Below are 18205 nucleotides of genomic sequence, written 5' to 3'. Positions count from 1 at the left end.
TTGTTGACGTGTGCGGGACACGCATACGTTCTGCCCGGCCGAGGCGCGCATCCCACGCACCGGCTGCACCGCGCACCCCCCACATCTTCCCGGTTCACCCCTTCCTGGAGGAACGTACGTTGCGCAGAACCGTATCCGCATTCTCCGTGGCCACCCTTGCCACGGCCGCCCTCGCCCTGGCCGCACCGCTCGGCCAGGCGGCGTCCTCGACGTCCACGACGCACGGCGTCTCCGTCGCGCACTCCTGCGCGGCACCGACGCAGAAGGACGTCATGGCCTGCAACGCCCTCAAGGTGACCGCGGGCACCCCCAGGTCCGCACACGCGGAGAGCGACCTCACGGCCGCCGCCGCACCCGCCGGCTACGGCCCCGCCTCGCTCCAGGCGGCCTACAAGCTGCCCTCGTCGACCGGGGGTTCCGGCCAGACGGTGGCGATCGTCGACGCCTACGACGACCCGAACGCCGAGGCCGACCTCGGGGTCTACCGCTCGCAGTACGGCCTGCCCGCCTGCACCACGGCCAACGGCTGCTTCAAGAAGGTCGACCAGAGCGGCGGCACCAGCTACCCGCGCGGCGACTCGGGCTGGGCGGAGGAGATCTCCCTCGACCTCGACATGGTCAGCGCGGCCTGCCCCAACTGCAAGATCCTGCTGGTGGAGGCCACTTCGTCGAGCATGACCAACCTCGGCACGGCCGTGAACACGGCGGTGAACCTGGGCGCCAAGTTCGTCTCCAACAGCTACGGCGGCTCCGAGTCCTCCAACGACCCCACGTACGACTCCTCGTACTTCAACCACCCGGGCGTCGCCATCACCGTCTCCTCCGGTGACAACGGCTACGGCGTGGAGTACCCGTCCGCCTCGCGGTACGTGACGGCCGTCGGCGGCACGTCCCTGAACACCGCCTCCAACTCCCGTGGTTGGACGGACACCGTGTGGAGCGGGGCCGGCTCCGGCTGCTCGGCCTACGACGCCAAGCCGTCCTGGCAGACCGACGGCGGCTGCGCCAAGCGCACCGTCGCCGACGTCTCCGCGGTCGCCGACCCGAACACCGGCGTCGCGGTCTACGACAGCTACCGCTCGGCCACCGGCTGGATGGTCTTCGGCGGCACCAGCGCGTCGGCTCCGCTGATCGCGGCCACCTACGCGCTGGCGGGCGCCCCGTCCTCCGGCTCCTACCCGGCGTCCTTCCCGTACGCCCACACGTCGTCCCTGTTCGACGTGACCAGCGGCTCCAACGGAAGCTGCGGCGGCTCGTACCTGTGTACCGGCACCACCGGGTACGACGGGCCGACCGGGCTGGGCGTCCCGAACGGAACGGCGGCCTTCACCGGCTGAACCACCGCTGAACGGCCGCCGGCCCGTCGCTCAACGGCCCTGTGAGCCGAGCCGGTCGGCCGTGTGCACCGCGCGGAGGACGGCCGCCGCCTTGTTGCGGCACTCGGTGTCCTCCGCGAGCGGGTCGGAGTCGGCGACGATGCCGGCTCCGGCCTGCACGTACGCCGTGCCGTCGCGCAGCAGGGCGGTGCGGATGGCGATGGCGGTGTCGGAGTCGCCCGCGAAGTCGAGGTAGCCCACGCAGCCGCCGTACAACCCCCGCCGGGACGGCTCCAGTTCGTCGATGATCTGCATGGCGCGCGGCTTCGGCGCGCCGGACAGGGTGCCCGCCGGGAAGCAGGCCGTCAGCACGTCGAAGGCGGTGCGGCCCGCCGCGACCCGGCCGGTCACGGTCGAGACGATGTGCATGACGTGCGAGTACCGCTCGACGGACATGAAGTCGACGACCTCGACCGAGCCGGGCTCGCAGACCCGCCCCAGGTCGTTGCGCCCGAGGTCGACGAGCATCAGGTGCTCGGCCCGCTCCTTGGGGTCGGCCATCAGCTCCTCGGCGAGGGCCTGGTCCTCCTGCGGGGTGGCGCCCCGCGGGCGGGTGCCGGCGATGGGGTGCACCATCGCCCGCCCGTCCTCGACCTTCACCAGCGCCTCGGGGGACGAGCCGACCACGTCGAAGCCGTCGAAACGGAAGAGGTACATGTACGGCGAGGGGTTGGTGGCCCTCAGCACCCGGTAGACGTCCAGCGCGCTCGCGGTGCACGGGGTCTCGAAGCGCTGCGAGGGGACGACCTGGAAGGCCTCGCCCGCGCGGATGCGCTCCTTGATGTCCTCGACGGCCACCTGGAAGTCCGGGCCGCCCCAGCGGGCGGTGTACTCGGGCAGCTCCGAGGGCGGCAGCACGGCCGGGGGCTGGGCGACCGGGCGGGCCAGGTCCGCCTCCATCGCGTCCAGGCGTGCCACCGCGTCGGCGTAGGCCTCGTCGACGCCGGTGTCGAGGTCGTTGTGGTTGATCGCGTTGGCGATCAGCAGCACCGTGCCGTCCCAGTGGTCGAGGACGGCGAGGTCGGAGGTGAGCAGCATGGTCAGCTCGGGCAGCCCCAGGTCGTCCCGCTCACCGGGGCCGACCTTCTCCAGGCGGCGCACGATGTCGTACCCCAGGTAGCCGACCATGCCGCCGGTGAAGGGCGGCAGGCCCAGGTCGTGCGCGAGGTCGCGGGGCGTGTGCAGGGCGTCGACGGTGGCGCGCAGGGCGGCCAGCGGGTCGCCCTCGACGGGCACGCCGACCGGCGGGGCGCCGAGCCAGTGGGTCCGGCCGTCCCGCTCGGTGAGGGTGGCGGCGCTGCGCACGCCGACGAAGGAGTAGCGGGACCACGAGCGGCCGTTCTCCGCGGACTCCAGCAGGAAGGTGCCGGTGCGCTCGGCGGCGAGCTTGCGGTAGAGCGCGACCGGCGTGTCGCCGTCGGCCAGGAGCTTGCGGGTGACGGGGATGACCCGGCGGTCGGTGGCCAGCTTGCGGAAGGTCTCGAGGTCCATGGCGGCCGGCCTCACTGATCCGAGCCCAGGACGCCGGAACCGGCGTCCTTGAGCAGTACGTCGGCGTCGAAGCAGGTGCGGTCGCCGGTGTGGCAGGCGGCGCCGACCTGGTCGACCTTGACCAGCAGGGTGTCGGCGTCGCAGTCCAGGGCGACGGACCGGACGTGCTGGACGTGGCCGGAGGTGTCGCCCTTGACCCAGTACTCGCGGCGGCTGCGCGACCAGTACGTGCAACGGCCGGTGGTCAGCGTGCGGTGCAGCGCCTCGTCGTCCATCCAGCCGAGCATCAGCACCTCTCCGGTGTCGTACTGCTGGGCGATCGCGGGGAGGAGCCCGTCGGCACTGCGCTTGAGGCGCGCGGCGATCTCGGGGTCGAGGCTGCTGGGCGGCGGCGTGCTGGTCATGGATGCCATTGTGCCGCGCGGGACCGGTGGAACCGGCCGCGGTCCACTGACTGAGCGGGCGCGGCGCGCGGCCCCGCCGGGTGGGCGTATCTCCTGCGTAGCCGTAGGCTGACCGTATGTCGACCTTTGCCCAGCGTGAACGGCTCCTGCTCGCCGACCTCCTGGAGACCGCGGGCCCCGACGCCGACACCCTCTGCGAGGGCTGGCGCACCCGTGACCTCGCCGCCCACGTGGTGGTGCGCGAGCGCCGCCCCGACGCGGTGACGGGTGTGCTGATCAAGCAGCTCGCCCCCCGCCGGGAGAAGGTGCTGCAGGAGTACGCCGCGAAGCCTTACGAGGAGCTGATCCGGCTGATCCGCACCGGGCCGCCGCGCTTCTCCCCCTTCCAGATCAAGCAGCTCGACGAGGCGGCCAACACCGTCGAGTTCTACGTCCACGCCGAGGACGTCCGCCGCGCCCAGCCCGACTGGACCGCGCGCGAACTCGACCCCGTCTTCCAGGACGCCCTGTGGTCCCGGCTGGAGCGGGTGGCCCGGCTGCTGGGGCGCGGCATCCCGACCGGTCTGGTGCTGCGCCGCCCCGACGCGCAGACCGTCGTCGCCCACCGCGGCGCGCCGGTCGTGACGGTGACCGGCGAGCCCTCGGAGCTGCTGCTGTTCGCGTTCGGGCGGCAGAGCGCGGCGCACGTGGAAGTGGACGGCGACCAGGACGCCGTCACGAAGCTGCACGAGGCCAAGCAGCTCGGCTTCTGACACGGGCCGCGCGGGCCGGCGCGGGACACCGGCCGGACCCGTGCGGGTCGGCACGGACGCCCGCGGGCCCGCCCGGTTCAGCGCGGGACACCCGCCGGGCCCGCCCGGTTCAGCGCGGGACACCTGCCGGGCCCGCCCGGTTCAGCGCGGGACGCCCGCCGGGCCCGCCCGGCTCAGCGCGGGAGTTCGGCGTGGCGCAGGGCGCCGGAGCACAGGGCCAGCAGGCCGCTCAGGGCGCAGAGCGCGGCGCAGACGGTGAACACCGGGCCGGTGCCCCACCGTTCGACGGCCGCGCCGACGAGCGGGAAGGTGAGCGGCGCGACACCGAAGCTGACCAGGGTGGAGGCCGAGGTGACCCGCCCGGCGTAGGCGGGGCCCGCCGCGGCCTGCACCAGCGCCCCGGACAGGGCCCCGCCCAGCCCGGCCAGCAGGCCGATCAGCAGGGCGACGGCCGCCGCGCCGGCCACCGCGGGCACCTGGGCGAGCCCCCCGACGGCGAGGGCCCCCGCGCTCTCCGCCACGGCCAGGACCAGCCCGGCGCGGGGCACCCGTCCGCGCACGGTGAGCAGCAGCGACGCGGCCCCGGCGCCGAGTCCGAACCCGCCCAGCACCCAGCCCATGCCGGACGAGCCCCAGCCGCGCTGCTCCGCCAGCAGGGTCAGCCCGAGGTTCAGCGGGCCCACGAAGCCCAGGTCGCCGAGGGCGATGACGACGACCAGGACGCGGAGGACGGAGTCCCGGCCGATCCGGCGGAAACCGTCGCGCAGCTCGGCCAGGACGGCGTCCCGCTCCGTGCGGTCCTCCGGGGGAAGCTCCCGGACCCGGAGGGTCAGCAGCACCGGCAGGGACACTCCGATGAGCAGCGCGGCGAGTCCGAAGGCGCCGGCGGTGCCGCCGAGCGCGACACCGAGTCCGCCGAGCGGTCCGCCGAGGACGGTGGCCAGCCGGACGGCGAAGCCCCGCATGCCCTGGACCCGGGCGAGCTGCGCCGGGGCGGCGATCCGGACGGGCAGGGCGCCCGCGGCGGGCAGGAAGACCGCGTCGACGACCCCGAAGAGGACCGCCACCACGCCCAGCGTCCACAGCCCGGGCCCGGTCGCGAGGAGCAGCCCGGCCGCGGCGAGCACCAGGGCGCAGCGCGCCGTGCCGCTGCCGACGACCACCCGGCGCGGGCCGTAGCGGTCGGCGACCACTCCCCCGCCGAGCATCAACAAGGCCCGCGGCACGGCACCGGCCGCCGTCACGATCCCCGCCTGCGTGGGCGTCCCGGCCTGGACGGCGGCCCAGGACAGCGCGATGAAGTAGACGCTGTCGCCGATCGCCGACGAGGTGTAGGCGCCCAGCCAGCGCAGCACGTTCGGATCGCGGTGTGCGGCCCGCTCCGGGACGGAGACCGGGGATACGGCGGTGGCGGTCATGCGGACGGTCCTCTCGGGCACGCGAGCACGGGACGGGGCGGGGCGGGGTGAGACGCAAACGATCGGGCGAGGCGGGGCGGGGTGATCGGCCGGGGCTGGGCGATCGGACACGCGAGGAAGCAGCCGCAGCACGGCACGGGCGCGGCACGGATCGACCGCGGCACGGCCCGGGCGCGGAAGGGATCAGACGCGGAACGGGAAGGCGTTCAGGTGCACGGCGACGTTCTCGCGGCCCGCGGTGTCCCCCGCCGCGTCGGCGGCGCGGCCGCGCTCCTCGTACCTCCGCAGCAGGGCCTGCGTCTCCCGGACCAGTTCGAGCAGTTCGTCGGGCGTCAGCCTGAGCGCGGACTCGGCGGACTCGGCGGCGCGGTTCCACTCCGGCCCCCAGTACGCCCGCTCGTCCAGGTAGCGCCGGTACATCTCGGCGCGCTGATCGAAGAACAGGCGGCTGGCCGCGGTGTGCGCGGCCGCCTTCTCGGGGGCGTCGCGGAAGTCCTCGTCACGGATGCTCACCCCGTCCGAGGCGGGCTCCCACCACCGCTCCCGGCTGTCCGTGCTGCGCGGTTCGGCCTCGTCGATGAGCCCGAACTCGGCCAGCTTGCGCAGGTGGTAGCTGACCAGGGAGACGGCCTCGTCGACCTGTTCGGCGAGCTGCGAGGCGGTCGCGGCCCGCGCGACGATCAGCCCCCGGTACAGCTTCATCCGCAGGGGGTGGGCCAGCGCCTTGAGCGTGCCCAGGTCGGTGATGCGACGGTCCCTGTCCTTGCTGCTCATGACTCCAGGCTAGATGCGAAGGAAAAATTGCACAATATTCCTTGCGTAACTTTCCTCTCATATCTGCCCGCGAAAAAGCCCCGGCCGCCCATCGGGCAACCGGGGCTCAGGCCCGGCAGGACCGGCGGGGCGTCACCGCACGGGATACCCCGCCTCCCGCAGCGTCTGCTTCACCTCGCCGATGCGCAGGTCGCCGAAGTGGAAGACCGAGGCCGCCAGCACCGCGTCCGCGCCGGCCGCGACGGCCGGCGGGAAGTCGGCGAGCCGCCCGGCGCCGCCCGAGGCGATCAGCGGGACGCTGACGTGCTTGCGGACCGCCGTGATCATCTCCAGGTCGTAGCCGTCCTTCGTGCCGTCGGCGTCCATGGAGTTGAGCAGGATCTCGCCCGCGCCCAGCTCCGCCGCCCGGTGTGCCCACTCCACCGCGTCGATGCCGGTCCCGCGCCGGCCGCCGTGGGTGGTCACCTCGAAGGTGCCGCCCTCGGTGCGCCGGGCGTCGACCGACAGGACCAGCACCTGGCGGCCGAAGCGCTCGGCGATCTCGCGGATCAGGTCCGGGCGGGCGATCGCGGCCGTGTTCACGCCCACCTTGTCGGCGCCGGCCCGCAGCAGCCGGTCCACGTCCTCGGCCGTGCGGACCCCCCCGCCGACCGTGAGCGGGATGAACACCTGCTCGGCCGTGCGGCGCACGACGTCGTACGTCGTCTCCCGGTCGCCCGAGGAGGCGGTGATGTCCAGGAAGGTCAACTCGTCGGCGCCCTCGGCGTCGTACACCTTGGCCATCTCGACGGGGTCGCCCGCGTCGCGCAGGTTCTGGAAGTTGACGCCCTTGACGACCCGGCCGTTGTCCACGTCCAGGCAGGGGATGACTCGGACCGCCAGGGTCATGAATCCACGGCTCCTCTGAATGCCTCTAGTTCCACTTCGACCAGGATGCGCGGGTCCACGAAGCCCTCCACGACCAGCAGGGTCGATGCGGGGCGCACGGAGTCGAAGAACTCCTTGTGCGCCCGGCCGACTTCGTCGACGTCCCGCAGATGGGTCAGGTACATCCGGGTCCGCAGCACCGACTCGGGCCCCAGCCCGAACTCGGCGATCGCCTCCAGCGCGCCGGCGAAGGCGACCTTGGCCTGCTCGTACGGGTCGCCCTCGCCGTACAGCACGCGCCCCCGGAAGGCCGTCGTGCCGGCCACCAGCACGCGGTCTCCCGCCGCGACGGCGCGCGCGAAACCGAAGTTCTCTTCCCAGGGACTCCCGCTCTGCACCCGCCGCACGGCTTCCGACGTCATGACGACACAGCCTCCAGCGCCTCTTCCAGGGTGAATGCCTTCGCGTACAGGGCCTTCCCGACGATCGCGCCCTCGACACCGAGCGGCACCAGGCCGGCGACGGCGCGCAGGTCGTCCAGCGAGGACACGCCGCCGGAGGCGACCACCGGGCGGTCCGTCGCCGCGCACACGTTCCTCAGCAGCTCCAGGTTCGGGCCCTGCAGCGTGCCGTCCTTGGCGATGTCGGTGACGACGTAGCGCGCGCAGCCCTCCTTGTTCAGCCGCTCCAGCGTCTCGTACAGGTCGCCGCCGTCGCGGGTCCAGCCGCGGCCGCGCAGGGTCGTGCCGCGTACGTCCAGACCGACCGCGATCTTGTCGCCGTGCTCGGCGATGACCTTGGCGACCCACTCGGGGCTCTCCAGGGCGGCGGTGCCCAGGTTGACGCGGGTGCAGCCGGTGGCCAGGGCGGCGGCGAGCGAGGCGTCGTCGCGGATGCCGCCGGACAGCTCCACCTTGATGTCCATCGCCTGCGCGACCTCCGCGATCAGCTCGCGGTTGTCGCCGGTGCCGAACGCGGCGTCCAGGTCGACCAGGTGCAGCCACTCGGCGCCGGAGCGCTGCCAGGCCAGGGCGGCCTCCAGCGGGGAGCCGTAGGAGGTCTCCGTGCCGGACTCGCCGTGCACCAGGCGCACGGCCTGGCCGTCGCGGACGTCGACGGCGGGGAGGAGTTCGAGCTTGGCCATGTCTCTACAGGGTTCCGATCCAGTTGGTGAGCAGCTGCGCGCCGGCGTCGCCGGACTTCTCGGGGTGGAACTGCGTGGCCCACAGGACGCCGTTCTCCACGGCGGCCACGAACGGCTTGCCGTGGGTCGCCCAGGTGACCTTGGGGGCCCGCATCGCCGCGTTCCCGGTCTCCAGCCGCCAGTCGTGGACGGCGTAGGAGTGCACGAAGTAGTAGCGCTCGCCCGCGTCCAGACCGGCGAACAGCTCGGAGCCCGCCGGTGCCTCGACGGTGTTCCAGCCCATGTGGGGCACCACGTCGGCCTGGAGCGGCTCGACCGTGCCGGGCCACTCGTCCAGGCCCTCGGCCTCGACTCCGTGCTCGATGCCGCGCGCGAACAGGATCTGCATCCCGACGCAGATGCCGAGCACCGGGCGCCCGCCGGCCAGCCGCCGGTCGACGACCCAGTCGCCGCGGGCCTCCTTGAGGCCCTTCATGCAGGCGGCGAAGGCGCCGACGCCCGGCACCAGCAGGCCGTCGGCGTTCATCGCCCGGTCGAAGTCACGGGTGATCTCGACGTCGGCGCCGGCGCGGGCGAGGGCGCGCTCGGCGGAGCGGACGTTGCCGAAGCCGTAGTCGAAGACCACGACGCTCTTGGGCGCGCTCAATTCCACACCTCCAGCCGCATGACGCCGGCCACCAGGCACATGGCCGCGCCGATGGACAGCAGCACGATCAGGCTCGTGGGCATCTTCTGCCTGGCGAAGGAGATGATCCCGCCGACGAGGAAGAGTCCGACGACGATCAGGACGGTCGACAGTCCGTTCATGGCTCTACAGCGCGCCCTTCGTGGACGGGATGATGCCGGCCGCGCGCGGGTCGCGCTCGCTGGCGTACCGCAGGGCCCGGGCCAGCGCCTTGAACTGACACTCCACGATGTGGTGCGCGTTGCGCCCGTAGGGCACGTGGACGTGCAGCGCGATCTGCGCCTGGGCGACGAAGGACTCCAGGACGTGCCGGGTCATCGTGGTGTCGTACTCGCCGATCATCGGCGCCATCTTCTCGGGCTCGGTGTGCACGAGGTAGGGGCGGCCGGAGAGGTCGACGGTGACCTGGGCGAGGGACTCGTCCAGCGGGACCGTGCAGTTGCCGAAGCGGTAGATGCCCACCTTGTCGCCGAGCGCCTGCCGGAAGGCGGCGCCCAGCGCGAGGGCGGTGTCCTCGATGGTGTGGTGGGAGTCGATGTGCAGGTCGCCCTCGGTCTTCACGGTCAGGTCGAACAGACCGTGCCGGCCGAGCTGGTCGAGCATGTGGTCCCAGAAGCCGACGCCGGTGGCGATGTCGGTCCTTCCGGTGCCGTCGAGGTCGATCTCGACGACGACCGAGGTCTCCTTGGTGGTGCGCTCCACGCGCCCGACGCGGCTCATGCGCTCTGCTCCTTCGGGGGTGCGGGGGTGTCGTCCCCCACGAGACACTTCAGTTCACGGACGGCGTCGAGGAACGCGTCGTTCTCCTCCGGGGTCCCGGCGGTGACCCGCAGCCATCCCGGGACTCCGTTGTCCCGGACCAGGACGCCCCGGTCGAGGATCCGCCGCCAGGCCGTGGGGGAGTCGGCGAACCGTCCGAACTGGACGAAGTTCGCGTCCGACGCGGTGACGTCGTAGCCGAGCGCGCGCAGCTCGGTGACCAGCCGGTCCCGCTCGGTCTTCAGCTGCTCGACGTACTTCAGCAGCGTGTCGGTGTGCTCCAGGGCGGCCAGCGCGGTCGCCTGCGTGACCGCCGAGAGGTGGTACGGCAGCCGGACGAGCTGGACGGCGTCCACGACGGCCGGGTGCGCGGCGAGGTAGCCGAGGCGGAGGCCGGCGGCGCCGAACGCCTTGGACATGGTGCGGGAGATCACCAGGTGGGGCCGGCCCGCGAGCAGCGGCAGCAGCGAGTCGCCGTGGCTGAACTCGACGTACGCCTCGTCGACGATCACCATCGACGGCCGGGCCGCCTGCGCGGCGTCGTACAGCGCGAGGACGGTCTCGGGCGGGACCGCGGTGCCCGTGGGGTTGTTGGGGCTGGTGACGAAGACGACGTCCGGGCGGTGCTCGGCAATCGCCTTCTCGGCGGCGGCGAGGTCGATGGTGAAGTCCTCGGCGCGCGGGCCGGAGATCCAGCCCGTCCCCGTGCCGCGCGCGATGAGCGCGTGCATCGAGTACGACGGCTCGAAGCCGATGGCCGTGCGGCCCGGTCCGCCGAAGGTCTGCAGCAGCTGCTGGATGACCTCGTTGGATCCGTTGGCCGCCCAGACGTTCTCCGAGCCGACGACGTACTCGCCGGTGTCCGTCAGGTACTCGGCGAGCCGGGTGCGCAGCTCGACCGCGTCCCGGTCCGGGTAGCGGTTGAGGTGGCGGGCCGCCTCGCGCACCCGCTCGGCGATCCGCTCGACCAGCGGTTCGGGCAGCGGGTAGGGGTTCTCGTTGGTGTTCAGCCGTACGGGGACGTCCAGCTGGGGCGCTCCGTAGGGGGACTTGCCGCGCAGCTCGTCCCGTACGGGGAGATCGTCGATTCCGGGGTTCACTTGCTCGTCGGTACCTTCCAGCCGAACCTGGCCTTGATCGCCGCGCCGTGCGCCGGCAGGTCCTCCGCCTCCGCCAGCGTCACCACGTGGTGGGCGACCTCGGCGAGCGCGTCCCGCGTGTAGTCGACGATGTGGATGCCGCGCAGGAAGGACTGGACGGACAGGCCCGAGGAGTGGCAGGCGCAGCCGCCGGTCGGGAGCACGTGGTTGGACCCGGCCGCGTAGTCGCCGAGGGAGACGGGGGCCCAGGGCCCGACGAAGATCGCGCCGGCGTTCCTCACCCGGTCGGCGACCGCGGCCGCGTCGGCGGTCTGGATCTCCAGGTGCTCGGCGCCGTAGGCGTCGACCACGCGCAGGCCCTCGTCGATCCCGTCGACCAGCACGATCGCGGACTGCCTGCCCGCGAGCGCCGGGCGGATCCGGTCCTCGACGTGCCGGGTCGCCGCGACCTGCGGCTCCAGCTCCTTGTCCACCGCGTCCGCGAGCTCGGTGGAGTCGGTGACGAGGACGGCGGCGGCGAGCGGGTCGTGCTCGGCCTGGCTGATCAGGTCGGAGGCGACGTGCACCGGGTCGGCGGTGGAGTCCGCGAGGATCGCGATCTCGGTCGGGCCGGCCTCGGCGTCGATGCCGATCTTTCCGGTGAAGTAGCGCTTGGCGGCGGCGACCCAGATGTTGCCCGGGCCGGTGACCATGGTGGCGGGCGGGCAGGACTCGGTGCCGTGGGCGAACATGGCGACGGCCTGGGCGCCGCCCACCGCGTACACCTCGTCGACGCCGAGCAGGGCGCAGGCGGCGAGGATCGTCGGGTGCGGCAGGCCGCCGAACTCCGCCTGCGGCGGGGAGGCGAGCGCGATCGACTCGACGCCGGCCTCCTGGGCGGGCACCGCGTTCATGACCACGGACGACGGGTAGACCGACCGGCCGCCGGGCGCGTACAGCCCGACCCGGTCGACGGGCACCCACTTCTCGGTCACCGAGCCGCCGGGCACCACCTGGGTGGTGTGCGAGGCGCGGCGCTGCTCGCGGTGGACGAGCCGGGCGCGCCGGATGGACTCCTCCAGGGCCGCGCGGACGGCCGGGTCGAGCCGCTCCAGGGCGTCCTTGAGCGCCCGGTCCGGGACCCGGACGGATTCCAGCCGTACGCCGTCGAACTTCTCGGCGAAGTCGATCAGCGCCGCGTCGCCGCGATGATGCACGGCTTCGCAGATCGGACGCACCCTCTCCAGGGCGGCCGCGACGTCGAAGTCGGCTCGGGGCAGCAGGTCGCGCAGGGCGGGGCCCTCGGGAAGGGCGTCGCCGCGCAGATCGATTCGGGAGATCACGCGACCAATTCTCTCAGACCGGCGCACGGCATCGTTCGCCTGTATCAATGGCTGATACAGAGTGTCCGCCCCCTGTGACCCGTACGGCCGCCGCAACCCGGAAGATCCCCGTCACGTCTTGTGTTCAGACCGTCACGCAACGGGCATGAACGGTTGTACGAAACCGACGAGTAACTGGGGAGGGAGGGGGCGACGTGACCGAGGGGGCCGCCTCACGCGCCGGGGACCTGCCCGACGACCTGACCGCCACCGAGGCCGGCATGTGGCAGGCCTTCCGCAACGGCAGCGCGTACGACCTGCGCAGCGGGGACAGGGTGGTCGACGATCCGCACGGCGGGCACCCCTGGGGGCGCGAGCGGACCGTGCGGGCGCGCATCGTCTGCTGGCTGCTGCTCGACGGCCCGCCCGCGCTGGCCGGCCGCGTGTCGTCGCTGAAGCTCGTCGGGGTGGGGATCGACGGCGTGCTGGACCTCGCGGGCGGCACGGTGGTGCCGTACGTGGAGCTGAAGGGCTGCCGGTTCGCGCAGGAGGTCCGGCTGCCGGAGGCCCACTTCACGACGCTGCGGCTGGTGGGCTGCTCGGTGCCGCGGCTGGAGGCGGCCCGGGTGCGCACGGAGGGCGACCTGCACCTGCCGCGCTGCCGCTTCCACGCGGGGGTGCGGCTGACCGACGCGCACATCGGCACGGACCTGCTGCTCAGCCAGGCGGTCGTGCACCACGACCGCAGCGGCCGGTCGATAGCCGCCGACGGCATGACGGTCGGCCAGGACCTCCAGGCGGAGCTGCTGGAGTCGTACGGCGAGTTCAGCCTGCGCAGCGCCAAGGTCGGCGTGTCGCTGAGCCTGCGCGGGGCGCGGCTGGCCAACCCGCGCGCGCGGCTCGCCCTGAACGCGCCCCAGCTCACCGTCGAGCGCACGCTCTACCTGACCCCGGCCGGCGTCGGCAATCCGCTGCTCAGCGGCATGACCCCGGAGCGCGGGACCCGGATCCAGCCGTTCACCTGCGAGGGCGGGGTGCGCCTCGACGACGGCCGGTTCGGGGACGCGGTGGACCTGGAGGGGGCCCGGTTCGCCCTCACCGACGACCAGGAGCTGTCGCTGCGCCGGGTGCAGGCGCCCGAGCTGCGCTTCCTCGGGGAGCGGCCGGAGCGCGGCGCCGTGGTGCTGTCCGGGGCGCGGATCGTCACCCTCGTCGACCGGGCGGCGGGCTGGCCGGGGCCGGGACGGCTGCACATGGGCGGCTTCGTCTACGAGAACCTCGTGCCGCGGGGTCCGTTCCCGCTGGCCGAGCGCCTGGACTGGGTGGCCGCGGCGACCGCCGAGTACAACCCGGAGCCGTACGAGCGGCTCGCGACCGTGCTGCGGGGGGCCGGCGAGGACGAGGACGCGCGCGAGGTGCTGCTCGCCAAGCAGCGCCGCCGCCGCGAGACCCTGCCGCTGGCCGCCAAGTTCTGGGGCCACGTGCAGGACTGGGCGGTCGCCTACGGGTACCGGCCGGGCCGGGCCGCGGTGTGGATGGCGGTGCTGTGGGCGGCCGGGTCGCTGGCCTTCGCCCGGGCGGGCCACCCGCCGGTCAGCCCCGACGAGCATCCGCAGTGGAACCCGGCCCTGTTCGCCCTGGACCTGCTGCTGCCGGTGATCGACCTCGGCCAGGTGGGCCAGTGGCAGCTGCGGGGCGCCTGGCAGTGGCTGGCCGCGGCGCTGATCCTGCTGGGCTGGATCCTGGCGACGACGGTGGCCGCGGGGGCGACACGGCTGCTGCGGCGGAACTGAAGACCCGCGCCCCCGCCCCGCACCGCCCGCGGGTGCCGGTCGCCGGGCACGGCGTGGGCTGTTGGACGCGGGACGGCCTCGGGTACCGGTCGCCGGGACGGTGTCGGCGTGGCCGACGGACCGTCACCCTTTACCATCCCTTGACCCGCCCCCGTACAACTTTCCCCAGTTCCGCTTTCCCCTCTGGCGTGTCCGCGACCTGCGGACTTTCAATGGTCGACACCATGGCTCTCCTGCCCCCCTTCATCCGCGCGGCCCGGATGACCCCGCCCGCCGCCCCCGCCGTCCCCGTGGCCGACGACGAGGTGCTGCTCGACGCCCCCGACGACCGTCTGGCTCCCGCGCTGGTCGCGGCAGCGCAGGGCGACTTCGGGCCCGCCGCCGGCCTGCTCGCCACCACCCGGGCGCGGGCCGAGTGGGAGGACCGCGACCGGTACGCCCTGCGGCTCGCCGCCTTCGCCCGCTCTCGCGCCGAATGGCTGGACGCCTGGCGCGCCGCCGCCCCGGACGACCCGGACGCGCTGCTGGTCGCGGCCCAGCTCGCGGTGGACCGCGCCTGGCTGTCCCCGGCCCGCGCGGAGCTGCTGCGCGAGGTGAGCCCGCTGATCACGGCCGCCGCGCGCGGCGACGCCCGGGACCCGGTCCCGTGGCGGGTCGCGCTGGACCACGCGCGCGGCGCGCGCGCCGGGCACCGCTACTTCGAGGAGCTGTGGGAGGCGGCGGTGCGCCGCGCCCCGCACCACTACGGTTGCCATGTCGCCGCCCTGCGGTACCTGGCGGCCTCCTGGCACGGCTCCCACCGCGAGTGCTTCGACTTCGCCGACCTCGCCGCGCAGGACGCCCCGGCCGGCTCGCTCGTCCAGGCCCTCCCCGTGCGGGCGGCCTTCGCCTATCTGACCGACGGCTGCGGCCCCGAGGTGCCGCGCGCCCGGCTGGACGCGGCGGCCGACCGGGCGATCGCGCTCTCCGCCCGGTTCCCCGCCGCCGACCCCTGGCCGACGGAGATCCGCAACCTGCTCGGGTACGTCCTGGCCCGGCTGGGACGCCAGGAGGACGCACGCATCCAGCTGCGCCTCATCGGCCCGTACGCCACGTCCTTCCCCTGGGACCGGGTGTCGGACGACCCGCTGGGCCTGTTCCTGAAGGTGCGCGACGACGTCGGGGCGGCGCCCCTCGCGCGGCCGTCCCGGCACCCGCGCGACGAGCACGGCGGACGCGTCCGCTCCGGCGACCATTAGGCTTCTGCGTCGTGACCACCCTCCGGCTCCCGCTCTTCCCCCTGAACTCGGTGCTGTTCCCGGGGTTGGTGCTTCCTCTGAACGTGTTCGAGGAGCGCTACCGCGCCATGATGCGCACGCTCCTGAAGACGCCCGAGGAGGAACCGCGCCGGTTCGCCGTCGTGGCGATCCGTGACGGCCACGAGGTGGCCCTGAGCGCCCCCGGCATGCCCGACCCGACCGCCGAGCCCGAACGCGGCCCCGCGGCCGGCTTCGGGCCCGACCCGGCCACCGCGTTCCACAGCGTGGGCTGCGTGGCGGACGCGGCGACGGTCCGGGAGCGGGCCGACGGCACCTTCGAGGTGCTGGCGACGGGCACGACCCGGGTGCGGCTGCGGTCCGTCGACGCGAGCGGTCCGTTCCTGACGGCCGAGCTGGAGGAGCTGTCCGAGGAGCCCGGCGACGAGGCGGGCGCGCTCGCCGAGGGGGTGCTGCGGTCCTTCCGCCAGTACCAGAAGCGGCTGGCGGGCGCGCGGGAGCGGTCGCTCACCACCGGCGCGGAACTGCCGGACGAGCCGAGCGTGGTGTCGTACCTGGTGGCGGCGGCGATGGCGCTGGACACGCCGACCAAACAGCGCCTGCTGCAGGCCCCGGACACCTCCTCCCGCCTGCGCGAGGAGCTGAGACTGCTGCGCTCGGAGACGGCGATCATCCGTAGTCTGCCGTCGTTGCCGGCCGTGGACCTGACCCGCGGCCCGACGAGTCTCAACTGAGGGAAGACAGGCCGGGATGGCGAAGAAGGCGAAGAAGCAGCAGTCCGGGGGCACGCCCGCGACGGTGGCCCTCACCGCGGCGGGCGTGGACTTCACGGTCCACTCCTACGACCACGACCCCGCCCATCCCTCCTACGGCGAGGAGGCGGCCGAGGCGATGGGCGTCTCCCCGGACCGCGTCTTCAAGACACTGGTGGCGGACGTCGACGGCGCCCTGACGGTGGCCGTGGTCCCGGTCGCGGGGTCCCTGGACCTGAAGGCGCTGGCCGCCGCGGTGGGCGGCAAGCGCGCGGCGATGGCGGACCCGGCCCTGGCCGAGCGCACCACCGGCTACGTCCGCGGCGGCATCTCCCCGCTCGGCCAGCGCAAGCGGCTGACCACGGTCCTGGACGACTCGGCGACGGCCCACGGCACGATCTGCGTGTCCGCGGGCCGCCGGGGTCTGGAGGTCGAACTGTCCCCCGCCGACCTGGCGCGGCTGACCGGCGCGGTGCTGGCACCGGTCGGGCGGGCCTGAGCGGGTTTCCCGCACGAGCCCGAGCCGACTCCTGCGCGGGCCCGAGCGGGTTCCCTTTGCGCGCCTGAGCGGGCCTGAGCGGGTTTCCCGCGCGGGCCCGGCCGGGGGGCGGGCGGGGCGGCTACGCCGTCGGCGAGTCCCCGTGGGCACCGGCCCCGTGGGCACCGTGTCCGTAGGGGCCGTCACCGTGGGCTCCGTGGCCGTAGGGACCGCCGTCGCCGTAGGGGTCGGGGTCGCGGGGGCCGAACAGGGCAGTCAGGCCCAGGTGCACGACCAGCGCGGCCAGCGGCCAGGCGAGGAGCGCGCCCTTGGCGTTCAGTTTCAGCGGCGCCGGGAAGGTGACCCCCTTGCCGGCCGCCTTCGCGTGGGCGATGACGTCCTTGCCGGGCCCGAGCCAGATCCCGAACCGCCAGGCCAGCAGTGATCCGAGCAGACCGCCGACGCACAGCGCGACCACCAGCGGCACGCCCCCGCGCCGGCGCACCAGGAAGACGGCCAGCGCGCTCACCAGGCCGAAGGCGAGCGCCAGCAGCGTGAACGTGCCGTCCACGCCGATCGCCTGCTCCCCCTCGGTGTCCTTGAAGTAGACCACCCAGCTGTTGTCCACGACGTCGCCCACCAGCGGCACCTGCGGCGCCAGCCACCACCACAGCAGCCCCAGCAGCAACCCGCCGAGCGCCACGCCCACGGTGACCACGGCGGCCTCCCGGACTTCGGTCTTCATACCGGGTCCGTCCTGTTCGTACGCGGTCGCCCCGGCCCCGGCAGGCGGCACCTGCCAGGCCTGCCCGTGCGGGGCCTGCGGGGCCTGCGGGGCCTGTGCGGCCTCGGCGGACTGGGAGGGCCGCTGATGCGGCGGCGGAGGAGGAGTCAACGGAGCGGTCACCCTGTCATCGTGCCAGTTGGGTCCGACGGCCGCGTCACCGGACGGCCGCCCGCCGGTACGCCCAGGTGGCGACGGCCAGGGAGAGCACCCCGACCGCGGCGCACACGGCCATGTCACCGGCCACGAACGCCCAGTCGGGATGGGCCGAGAAGGTACGGGCGTAGGCCTCGACGCCGTACGTCGACGGCAGCAGGTCGCGGGCGAGGCGGATCGCCTCCGGCATCCGGTCGGGCGGCAGCACCCCCAGCAGCAGCGCCGCCGACATGCCCAACTGGCCCAGCAGCGTCGCCAGTTCCGGTCGCGGGGCGAGCAGTCCGCAGGCCGCGCCGAGCCCGGAGAGCGCGGCGCCGGCGAGCGGGATCACGGCGAGCAGCACCCACAGGTTCCCGAGCGGCAGCCCGAACAGCACGCATCCGAAGACGGCGGTCACCACCGTCCCGGGCACCGTGAAGGACGCGTACGCCCCGGCCGCGCCCAGCACCACCGCGGCGGGCGGCACCGGCAGCGTGGCGTAGTGGTCGAGGCCGCCGCTGGCCCGCAGATGCCCGAAGTACTGCGCCAGCAGGTTCAGGGCGACATAGGCGACGACCACGATCGACGCCCCGGCCACGACGGACCGCGCCTCGCCGCCCCCGCCGACCACACCGCGCATCATGACCATGATGCCGACGGACTGGAAGGTCGCCACGAACAGCAGCGGGATCCGCGCCACCCGCGCCCGGGACAGCTGCGCCCGGTACACGGCCGCCAGGGACGGCCACAGCCGCGCGCGCGGAGCGAGGGCGGCCGCCTCACCGGCGCCGCCGTCCTGCACGGCCGTGGCGCCGGGCAGCACACCGGCGGGTACGACACTCACGTCGAACTGCTCCTCTTCCCTGCGGCGAACGCGGTCCGGGCCCCGGTCGCGTTCCGTGCTCCGGACGGGTTCCCCGCGGCGCCCGTGTAGTC

20 protein-coding genes are annotated in these 18205 nt (G+C 73.9%); 6 read left to right on the top strand and 14 right to left on the bottom strand.

Annotation, left to right across the window (positions count from 1 at the left end; all coding sequences use genetic code 11):
• Positions 1–146 precede the first annotated feature (146 nt).
• Complete coding sequence (locus tag ACIPM1_RS02640; RefSeq protein ID WP_402427878.1) at positions 147–1337, top strand: peptidase S8; 1191 nt, start codon at positions 147–149, stop codon at positions 1335–1337.
• A gap of 30 nt (positions 1338–1367) precedes the next feature.
• On the opposite strand, the gene ACIPM1_RS02635 is transcribed toward ACIPM1_RS02640, so the two are convergent.
• Together ACIPM1_RS02635 and hisI are read right to left on the bottom strand one after the other, a co-directional pair.
• Complete coding sequence (locus tag ACIPM1_RS02635; protein ID WP_402427875.1) at positions 1368–2867, bottom strand: anthranilate synthase component I; 1500 nt, start codon at positions 2865–2867, stop codon at positions 1368–1370.
• Between the two features lie 11 nt (positions 2868–2878).
• Entirely contained in the window at positions 2879–3271 is a 393-nt protein-coding gene (gene hisI, locus ACIPM1_RS02630) for a phosphoribosyl-AMP cyclohydrolase (protein WP_402427872.1), read from the bottom strand.
• A gap of 116 nt (positions 3272–3387) precedes the next feature.
• Here hisI and ACIPM1_RS02625 point away from each other — a divergent pair, with 116 nt between their 5' ends.
• Entirely contained in the window at positions 3388–4023 is a 636-nt protein-coding gene (locus tag ACIPM1_RS02625; RefSeq protein ID WP_356187610.1) for a TIGR03085 family metal-binding protein, read from the top strand.
• Between the two features lie 173 nt (positions 4024–4196).
• Here ACIPM1_RS02625 and ACIPM1_RS02620 read toward each other — a convergent pair whose 3' ends face one another.
• The 10 genes from ACIPM1_RS02620 to hisD all read right to left on the bottom strand — a co-directional run bounded on the left by ACIPM1_RS02620 (position 4197) and on the right by hisD (position 12092).
• Positions 4197–5441 (bottom strand): MFS transporter, encoded by a 1245-nt coding sequence (locus ACIPM1_RS02620; protein ID WP_402427869.1) that lies wholly within the window; start codon positions 5439–5441, stop codon positions 4197–4199.
• A 183-nt stretch (positions 5442–5624) separates the two neighbouring features.
• A complete protein-coding gene (locus ACIPM1_RS02615) occupies positions 5625–6215 on the bottom strand; it encodes a helix-turn-helix domain-containing protein (protein ID WP_402427866.1) in 591 nt (196 codons plus the stop codon).
• A gap of 132 nt (positions 6216–6347) precedes the next feature.
• Entirely contained in the window at positions 6348–7103 is a 756-nt protein-coding gene (gene hisF / locus ACIPM1_RS02610) for an imidazole glycerol phosphate synthase subunit HisF (RefSeq protein ID WP_402427863.1), read from the bottom strand.
• Positions 7100–7504 (bottom strand): RidA family protein, encoded by a 405-nt coding sequence (locus ACIPM1_RS02605; protein WP_402427860.1) that lies wholly within the window; start codon positions 7502–7504, stop codon positions 7100–7102. The genes hisF and ACIPM1_RS02605 overlap by 4 nt, the downstream gene beginning before the upstream one ends.
• Entirely contained in the window at positions 7501–8226 is a 726-nt protein-coding gene (gene priA / locus ACIPM1_RS02600) for a bifunctional 1-(5-phosphoribosyl)-5-((5-phosphoribosylamino)methylideneamino)imidazole-4-carboxamide isomerase/phosphoribosylanthranilate isomerase PriA (protein WP_402427857.1), read from the bottom strand. The genes ACIPM1_RS02605 and priA overlap by 4 nt, the downstream gene beginning before the upstream one ends.
• Positions 8227–8230: 4 nt before the next feature.
• Entirely contained in the window at positions 8231–8878 is a 648-nt protein-coding gene (gene hisH / locus ACIPM1_RS02595; RefSeq protein WP_402427854.1) for an imidazole glycerol phosphate synthase subunit HisH, read from the bottom strand.
• The gene (locus ACIPM1_RS02590; protein ID WP_356187624.1) at positions 8869–9033 is read right to left on the bottom strand and encodes a hypothetical protein; all 165 of its coding nucleotides are present in this window, start codon (positions 9031–9033) and stop codon (positions 8869–8871) included. The genes hisH and ACIPM1_RS02590 overlap by 10 nt, the downstream gene beginning before the upstream one ends.
• Before the next feature lie 4 nt (positions 9034–9037).
• Positions 9038–9631, bottom strand: coding sequence for an imidazoleglycerol-phosphate dehydratase HisB (hisB, locus tag ACIPM1_RS02585; RefSeq protein WP_356187626.1), 594 nt, complete (start codon positions 9629–9631; stop codon positions 9038–9040).
• The gene (locus tag ACIPM1_RS02580; RefSeq protein ID WP_402427851.1) at positions 9628–10770 is read right to left on the bottom strand and encodes a histidinol-phosphate transaminase; all 1143 of its coding nucleotides are present in this window, start codon (positions 10768–10770) and stop codon (positions 9628–9630) included. Before ACIPM1_RS02580 ends, hisB begins: the two co-directional genes overlap by 4 nt.
• Positions 10767–12092: a histidinol dehydrogenase gene (gene hisD, locus ACIPM1_RS02575; protein WP_402427848.1), complete on the bottom strand. Its 1326-nt coding sequence runs from the start codon at positions 12090–12092 to the stop codon at positions 10767–10769. The genes ACIPM1_RS02580 and hisD overlap by 4 nt, the downstream gene beginning before the upstream one ends.
• A 194-nt stretch (positions 12093–12286) precedes the next feature.
• Here hisD and ACIPM1_RS02570 point away from each other — a divergent pair, with 194 nt between their 5' ends.
• The 4 genes from ACIPM1_RS02570 (at position 12287) to ybaK (ending at position 16371) form a co-directional block, all read left to right on the top strand.
• The gene (locus ACIPM1_RS02570; RefSeq protein WP_402427845.1) at positions 12287–13864 is read left to right on the top strand and encodes an oxidoreductase; all 1578 of its coding nucleotides are present in this window, start codon (positions 12287–12289) and stop codon (positions 13862–13864) included.
• Between the two features lie 212 nt (positions 13865–14076).
• A complete protein-coding gene (locus ACIPM1_RS02565) occupies positions 14077–15102 on the top strand; it encodes a hypothetical protein (protein WP_402427842.1) in 1026 nt (341 codons plus the stop codon).
• 11 nt (positions 15103–15113) lie between these two features.
• Positions 15114–15854, top strand: a complete 741-nt coding sequence (locus ACIPM1_RS02560) for an LON peptidase substrate-binding domain-containing protein (protein ID WP_356187635.1) — start codon at positions 15114–15116, stop codon at positions 15852–15854.
• 16 nt (positions 15855–15870) lie between these two features.
• Positions 15871–16371 (top strand): Cys-tRNA(Pro) deacylase, encoded by a 501-nt coding sequence (gene ybaK / locus ACIPM1_RS02555; protein WP_356187637.1) that lies wholly within the window; start codon positions 15871–15873, stop codon positions 16369–16371.
• 121 nt (positions 16372–16492) lie between these two features.
• Here the strand turns inward: ybaK and ACIPM1_RS02550 are convergent, their stop codons facing one another.
• Both ACIPM1_RS02550 and ACIPM1_RS02545 read right to left on the bottom strand, forming a co-directional pair.
• Positions 16493–17257 carry a hypothetical protein gene (locus ACIPM1_RS02550; protein ID WP_402427839.1) on the bottom strand — a complete coding sequence of 255 codons (765 nt, stop codon included), beginning with the start codon at positions 17255–17257 and terminating at the stop codon, positions 16493–16495.
• A gap of 34 nt (positions 17258–17291) precedes the next feature.
• Positions 17292–18113, bottom strand: a complete 822-nt coding sequence (locus tag ACIPM1_RS02545) for an ABC transporter permease (RefSeq protein WP_402427836.1) — start codon at positions 18111–18113, stop codon at positions 17292–17294.
• Between the last annotated feature and the right edge of the window lie 92 nt (positions 18114–18205).

Source organism: Streptomyces sp. NPDC086766, assembly GCF_044746005.1.
Lineage (GTDB): Bacteria > Actinomycetota > Actinomycetes > Streptomycetales > Streptomycetaceae > Streptomyces.
Note: the sequence above shows the minus strand (reverse complement) of the source record. Positions and strands in the feature narration are given on the sequence as shown.